This window comes from Streptomyces sp. NPDC060198, from assembly GCF_042728415.1.
Classification (GTDB): Bacteria; Actinomycetota; Actinomycetes; order Streptomycetales; family Streptomycetaceae; genus Streptomyces.
Window position 1 is genome coordinate 1 of sequence record NZ_JBHWZJ010000415.1, and the last position, 5,701, is coordinate 5,701.

General features: G+C 70.3%; 7 protein-coding genes. 4 read left to right on the top strand and 3 right to left on the bottom strand.

Annotation, left to right across the window (positions count from 1 at the left end; genetic code table 11):
• Nucleotides 1–56: 56 nt before the first annotated feature.
• From ACFWEP_RS30580 to ACFWEP_RS30590, 3 genes are all read right to left on the bottom strand, one after another.
• Nucleotides 57–263 carry a DUF6243 family protein gene (locus ACFWEP_RS30580; protein ID WP_387374943.1) on the bottom strand — a complete coding sequence of 69 codons (207 nt, stop codon included), beginning with the start codon at nucleotides 261–263 and terminating at the stop codon, nucleotides 57–59.
• 223 nt (nucleotides 264–486) lie between these two features.
• The gene (locus ACFWEP_RS30585; protein ID WP_387374932.1) at nucleotides 487–690 is read right to left on the bottom strand and encodes a hypothetical protein; all 204 of its coding nucleotides are present in this window, start codon (nucleotides 688–690) and stop codon (nucleotides 487–489) included.
• Between the two features lie 120 nt (nucleotides 691–810).
• Nucleotides 811–2,193, bottom strand: coding sequence for a glycine--tRNA ligase (locus tag ACFWEP_RS30590; protein WP_387374934.1), 1,383 nt, complete (start codon nucleotides 2,191–2,193; stop codon nucleotides 811–813).
• A gap of 222 nt (nucleotides 2,194–2,415) precedes the next feature.
• On the opposite strand from ACFWEP_RS30590, the gene ACFWEP_RS30595 reads away from it, so the two are divergent.
• The 4 genes from ACFWEP_RS30595 (at nucleotide 2,416) to ACFWEP_RS30610 (ending at nucleotide 5,658) form a co-directional block, all read left to right on the top strand.
• Nucleotides 2,416–3,381, top strand: a complete 966-nt coding sequence (locus ACFWEP_RS30595) for a metal ABC transporter substrate-binding protein (protein ID WP_387374936.1) — start codon at nucleotides 2,416–2,418, stop codon at nucleotides 3,379–3,381.
• Between the two features lie 86 nt (nucleotides 3,382–3,467).
• Complete coding sequence (locus ACFWEP_RS30600; RefSeq protein ID WP_387374938.1) at nucleotides 3,468–4,259, top strand: metal ABC transporter ATP-binding protein; 792 nt, start codon at nucleotides 3,468–3,470, stop codon at nucleotides 4,257–4,259.
• Nucleotides 4,259–5,152, top strand: coding sequence for a metal ABC transporter permease (locus tag ACFWEP_RS30605; RefSeq protein WP_387374940.1), 894 nt, complete (start codon nucleotides 4,259–4,261; stop codon nucleotides 5,150–5,152). The genes ACFWEP_RS30600 and ACFWEP_RS30605 overlap by 1 nt, the downstream gene beginning before the upstream one ends.
• Before the next feature lie 26 nt (nucleotides 5,153–5,178).
• Nucleotides 5,179–5,658, top strand: coding sequence for a Fur family transcriptional regulator (locus ACFWEP_RS30610; protein WP_387374942.1), 480 nt, complete (start codon nucleotides 5,179–5,181; stop codon nucleotides 5,656–5,658).
• The last annotated feature ends 43 nt before the right edge of the window (nucleotides 5,659–5,701 follow it).

Here is a 5,701-nt window from a genome sequence, read left to right on the forward strand (position 1 = left end):
GGCCCGGATCGCCACAACGGCTATCCGGGCCCCACGGCCGTACTCGGGTCAACGCGTCAGCTCTGGCCCTCGGCGGTGTCCGCCTCCGGGGCGGCGGTGGTCCCGGTGGCACGCTCGCGCATCTTGCGCACCAGCTCCTGCTTCTTGTCCTCCGCCACCTTGCGGTCGGCGTCACGGACGGTACCCGCGCCCTGCTGGTCGGCACGGGACAGCTTCTTGCGCTGTCCGCCGACGCCGAGGAGGTTGTTGCGGCTCTTGGCCATGGTGGTGTTCTCCCATGTGGGGGGTGAGAAGGGGGTCCGTGTACTCACGGATCGATCCGTGGGGCGGCGGGCTCAAGGGGTCGTACGTGGTCCTACCGCTCAGCCCTGCCGCGCGCTCACTCGTAGATCTGGAAGAACGACATGCCGGAAACCGTACCCCGCTCCGTGAGCGTCCGGCACCGGATTTTTCGCCACCCCCGGCACCGGACACGTCGGCGGACGTTCAGGCTCCCGGGTCGATCTTCGCCTGGTGGGCCTCGGCGAGGTGTTCCTGCGCCTTCAGCCAGGGCAGGAACTGCGCCCCCTTGCGCCAGCCGCAGGTCTCGCAGGTCAGCAGCCGCTGGACCCCCGACTTCTCCACCCGGACGACGTGTTCACGCCCGTGCCGGTCCCAGCGGCTGACCTTGCTCTGGGTCGGGGACACCACGGCGACCTCCGGGGTAGGGGTGCGCCCAGTGTGCGACGAAGCCCCCGGACCCGTGCGGGGTCCGGGGGCTTCGGAGTGAAACCGTGATGCGTCGAGCGGTGGTGCGATGCCGGTGAGGCGTCAGCAGCCCAGCAGGCGGGCGCCCAGGTACGCCTGGATCTGGTCCAGGGAGACGCGCTCCTGCTTCATGCTGTCGCGCTCGCGGACCGTCACCGCGTTGTCGTCCAGGGTGTCGAAGTCGACGGTGACGCAGAACGGCGTACCGATCTCGTCCTGGCGGCGGTAGCGGCGGCCGATGGCACCGGCGTCGTCGAACTCGATGTTCCAGTTCTTGCGCAGGTCGGTGGCGAGGCCCTTGGCCTTCGGCGACAGCTGCGCGTTGCGGGAGAGCGGCAGCACGGCGACCTTGACCGGCGCGAGGCGCGGGTCGAGGCGCAGCACGGTGCGCTTCTCCATGACGCCCTTGGCGTTGGGCGCCTCGTCCTCGACGTAGGCGTCCAGGAGGAAGGCCAGCATCGCCCGGCCGACACCGGCAGCCGGCTCAATGACGTACGGCGTCCACTTCTCGTTGGCCTCCTGGTCGAAGTAGACCAGGTCGGTGCCCGAGGCCTTGGAGTGCGCCTTCAGGTCGTAGTCGGTGCGGTTGGCGACACCCTCCAGCTCGCCCCACTCGCTGCCGCCGAAGCGGAAGCGGTACTCGATGTCGGCGGTGCGCTTGGAGTAGTGGGAGAGCTTCTCCTGCGGGTGCTCGAACCAGCGCATGTTCTCCTCGCGCATGCCGAGGTCCGTGTACCAGTTCCAGCGCTGGTCCATCCAGTACTGCTGCCACTCCTCGTCCTCGCCCGGCTTGACGAAGAACTCCATCTCCATCTGCTCGAACTCGCGGGTGCGGAAGATGAAGTTGCCCGGAGTGATCTCGTTCCGGAAGGACTTGCCCATCTGCGCGATGCCGAACGGCGGCTTCTTGCGGGAAGTCTGGGCCACCTGGCCGAAGTTGGTGAAGATGCCCTGGGCGGTCTCGGGGCGCAGGTAGGCGACCGAGCCGGAGTCCTGGGTCGGGCCGAGGTGGGTGGAGAGCAGACCCGAGAACTGCTTGGGCTCGGTGAAGGTGCCCTTGTTGCCGCAGTTGGGGCAGTTGAGGTCGGCGAGGCCGCCCACCGGGGGCTTGCCGTGCTTCGCCTCGTACGCCTCCTCCAGGTGGTCGGCGCGGTAGCGCTTGTGGCAGGAGGTGCACTCGGTCAGCGGGTCGCTGAAGGTGGCGACGTGACCGGAGGCGACCCAGACCTCGGGGGCCAGGATCACCGACGAGTCGAGGCCGACCACGTCCTCGCGCGAGGTGACCATGTAGCGCCACCACTGGCGCTTGAGGTTCTCCTTCATCTCCACGCCCAGCGGGCCGTAGTCCCAGGCGGCCTTCTGGCCACCGTAGATCTCACTGCAGGGATAGACGAAGCCACGGCGCTTGCTCAGGCTGACGATGGAGTCGATCTTGTCGGCGGCCACGGTGCTCTCTTCATTACGACGGCGAAACGGGACAGAAGCGGCGCTGAGCGCCTCGCTGGGGGGTGGTGCTCAGGAGACGGGCGAGCGAATGCCCAAGATTACCGGCGGGCGCACCCCCCGGATCAAATCGGGGGCCGGAGTGCGCTCCCGACCCTCTCGCGCTTCCGGTCGGTTCATCATCCTTGTTGACAATCGTTTCCAGTTTTGTTGAAAATGGGATTCATGAACGTACGCCGCCTCATACCCGCCACCGCCGTCGCCGGCGCGGTCGCCCTCGGCATCACCGCCCTCTCCGCCTGCTCCGGTTCCGACACCGCCGGCGGGTCCGACGGCAAGCTGGACGTGGTCGCGTCCTTCTATCCGATGCAGTACCTCGCCGAGGAGATCGGCGGCAGCCACGTCTCGGTCACCACGCTGACCAAGCCGGGCGCCGAACCGCACGACCTCGAGCTCAGCCCCCGCCAGATCGGCTCGCTCGGCGACGCCGACTACATCCTGTACCTCAAGGGCATCCAGCCCGCCGTGGACGACGCCATCGCCCAGTCCGGCGCGAAGAACACCGTGGACGCCGCGGAGCTGACCACCCTGGAGACGCACGGCGCCGAGGTGGACGGCCACGACCACGCCTCCTCGGAAGACGGCTCCTCCGAAGAGCACGACGAGGCGGGCCGCGACCCGCACATCTGGCTGGACCCGGTGAAGTACGCCGAGGTCGCCGAAGGTGTGGGCAAGTCCCTGGCGAAGGCCGACCCCGGCAACGCGGCCGACTACCGCGCGAACACCGACGCGCTGGTCAAGAAGCTGGACGCGCTGAACACGCAGTACGCGGCCGGACTGAAGTCGACCACCACCAAGACCTTCCTCACCACGCACTCCGCCTTCGGCTACCTCGCCGAGCGCTACGGCCTCACGCAGGAGGGCATCGCCGGAGTCGACCCCGAGGCGGAGCCGAGCCCCGCCCGGATCAAGGACCTCCAGCACATCGCCGAGGAGGACGGCGCCACCACCGTGTTCTTCGAGACGCTCGCCAGCGACAAGACGGCGAAGACCCTCGCGAAGGACACCGGGCTGCGCACCGACGTCCTGGACCCGCTGGAGGGCATCACGAAGAAGTCCAAGGGCGACGACTACGTCGAGGTCATGGAGTCGAACCTCGCCGCCCTCCAGAAGGCCCTCGGCGCGAAGTGACCCACGACACGGGCGCAGCACCCCGCGGCCCGGCGGCGGTGCCGCCACAGCCGCACGAGACCCACTCGACCGGACCGGAGACGCGCATGGACGAGCCCCGCACCCCCGACAGCACCCCCACCGCCGAGGTCATCCGGCTCCGGGGCGCCACCGCCACCCTGGGCAGCCGCCCCGTGCTGCGCGGGGTCGACCTGGCGGTCCACGCGGGCGAAGTCGTCGCCCTGCTCGGCGCCAACGGCTCGGGCAAGTCCACCGCCGTGCGCTCCGTCATCGGGCAGGTCCCGCTCACCTCGGGCACCGTCGAACTCTTCGGCACCCCCCTCCGCCGGTTCCGGCGGTGGGCCCGCGTCGGCTACGTACCGCAGCGCACCACGGCCGCGGCGGGGGTCCCGGCGACCGTCCGCGAGGTCGTCTCCTCCGGGCGGCTGTCCCGCACCGGGCTGCGCATCCCGGGCCGGGCCGATCGCGCCGCCGTCGACCGGGCCATCGAACTCGTCGGGCTGGGCGACCGCGCCACGGACTCGGTGAGCGCCCTCTCCGGCGGACAGCACCAGCGGGTCCTGATCGCCCGCGCGCTGGCCTCCGAGCCCGAACTGCTGATCATGGACGAGCCGATGGCGGGGGTCGACCTCGCCAGCCAGGAGATCCTCGCCGCCACCCTGCGCGAGCAGGTGGCCGCCGGCACCACCGTGCTGCTGGTCCTGCACGAGCTGGGGCCGCTGGAGCCGCTGATCGACCGCGCGGTGGTGCTGCGGGACGGCTGTGTGACGCACGACGGCCCGCCGCCGCGCTCCGTCGGGCAGCACGCGCTCCCCGGCCACGACCACGTCCACCCCCACGCGGCTTCCGAGCCCGTCCGAACGGGACTGCTGACCTGATGGAATTCCTCGAACCCGCTTTCATGCAGCGCGCACTGATCGCCGCCGTGCTGGTCGGCATCACCGCCCCCGCCATCGGGATCTACCTCGTCCAGCGCCGCCAGGCCCTCATGGGCGACGGCATCGGCCACATCGCGATGACCGGCGTCGGCCTCGGCTTCCTGCTCTCCACCAGCCCCGTCTGGATGGCCACCGCCGTCGCGGTGGCCGGCGCGGTCGTGATGGAGCTGATCCGCTGGTTCGGGCACACCCGGGGCGACATCGCGCTCGCGATGCTCTTCTACGGCGGCATGGCGGGCGGTGTGCTGCTGATCAACATCTCGGACACCGGCTCGAACGCCAACCTCACCTCCTACCTCTTCGGCTCGCTCTCCACCGTCTCCTCCGAGGACGTGTGGGCGATCACGCTGCTCGCCGCGTTCGTGGTGCTGGTGACCGTCGGGCTGCGCCGCCAGCTCTTCGCGGTCAGCCAGGACGAGGAGTTCGCCCGGGTCACCGGACTGCCGGTGCGGTTGCTGAACCTCATGATCGCGGTGACGGCCGCCGTGACGGTCACCGTCGCCATGCGGGTCGTCGGCCTGCTGCTGGTCAGCGCGCTGATGGTGGTGCCGGTCGCGGCCGCCCAGCAGGTGTCGAAGTCGTTCCGGCTGACCTTCGTGCTCTCCGTGGTGATCGGTACCGCCGTCACCCTGGCCGGCACCGTCACCTCGTACTACCAGGACGTGCCCCCCGGCGCGACGATCGTGCTGCTGGCCATCGCTGCCTTCGTCGCGCTGACCGCGCTGGCCGCCCCGCTGGCCCGCCGCCGGGCCAGGGGCCGCACCGAGGAACCGGAGAAGTGCACCCTGGAAGTACCGGGCAGTCGCACCGCCGCGGACGACGTGCGCGTATGAGGAATTCGCCCGGTGCGGCTGGCACAATGGCCCGACACCTGTACGGGCGACATGAGGAGGCAGCTGTGGCGGCGCCGATCAGTGGCACGAACGCGGCTCCGGTACGGGGGCGGTCCACCCGCCAGCGGGCGGCGGTCGCGGCGGCGCTCGACGAGGTGGACGAGTTCCGCAGCGCCCAGGAGCTGCACGACGTCCTCAAGCACCGCGGCGACTCGGTCGGCCTGACCACCGTCTACCGCACCCTGCAGTCCCTCGCCGACGCGGGCGAGGTGGACGTGCTGCGCACCACCGAGGGCGAGTCCGTCTACCGCCGCTGCTCCACCGGCGACCACCACCACCATCTGGTCTGCCGGGTCTGCGGCAAGGCCGTCGAGGTGGAGGGCCCGGCCGTGGAGCAGTGGGCCGAGACGATCGCCTCCCAGCACGGCTACGTCAACGTGGCGCACACCGTGGAGATCTTCGGTACCTGCGCCGAGTGCGCCGAGTGCGCTGCCGGGAAGCACTGACCCCGGCGACGACGTACGGCGGAGGGGGAGAACCGGTGACCGG

Coding starts and splice junctions, on each gene's coding strand:
- ACFWEP_RS30595 (WP_387374936.1), top strand. CDS start 2,416: ATGAACGTACGCCGCCTCATACCCGCCACCGCCGTCGCCGGCGCGGTC.
- ACFWEP_RS30600 (WP_387374938.1), top strand. CDS start 3,468: ATGGACGAGCCCCGCACCCCCGACAGCACCCCCACCGCCGAGGTCATC.
- ACFWEP_RS30580 (WP_387374943.1), bottom strand. CDS start 263: ATGGCCAAGAGCCGCAACAACCTCCTCGGCGTCGGCGGACAGCGCAAG.
- ACFWEP_RS30605 (WP_387374940.1), top strand. CDS start 4,259: ATGGAATTCCTCGAACCCGCTTTCATGCAGCGCGCACTGATCGCCGCC.
- ACFWEP_RS30610 (WP_387374942.1), top strand. CDS start 5,179: ATGGCCCGACACCTGTACGGGCGACATGAGGAGGCAGCTGTGGCGGCG.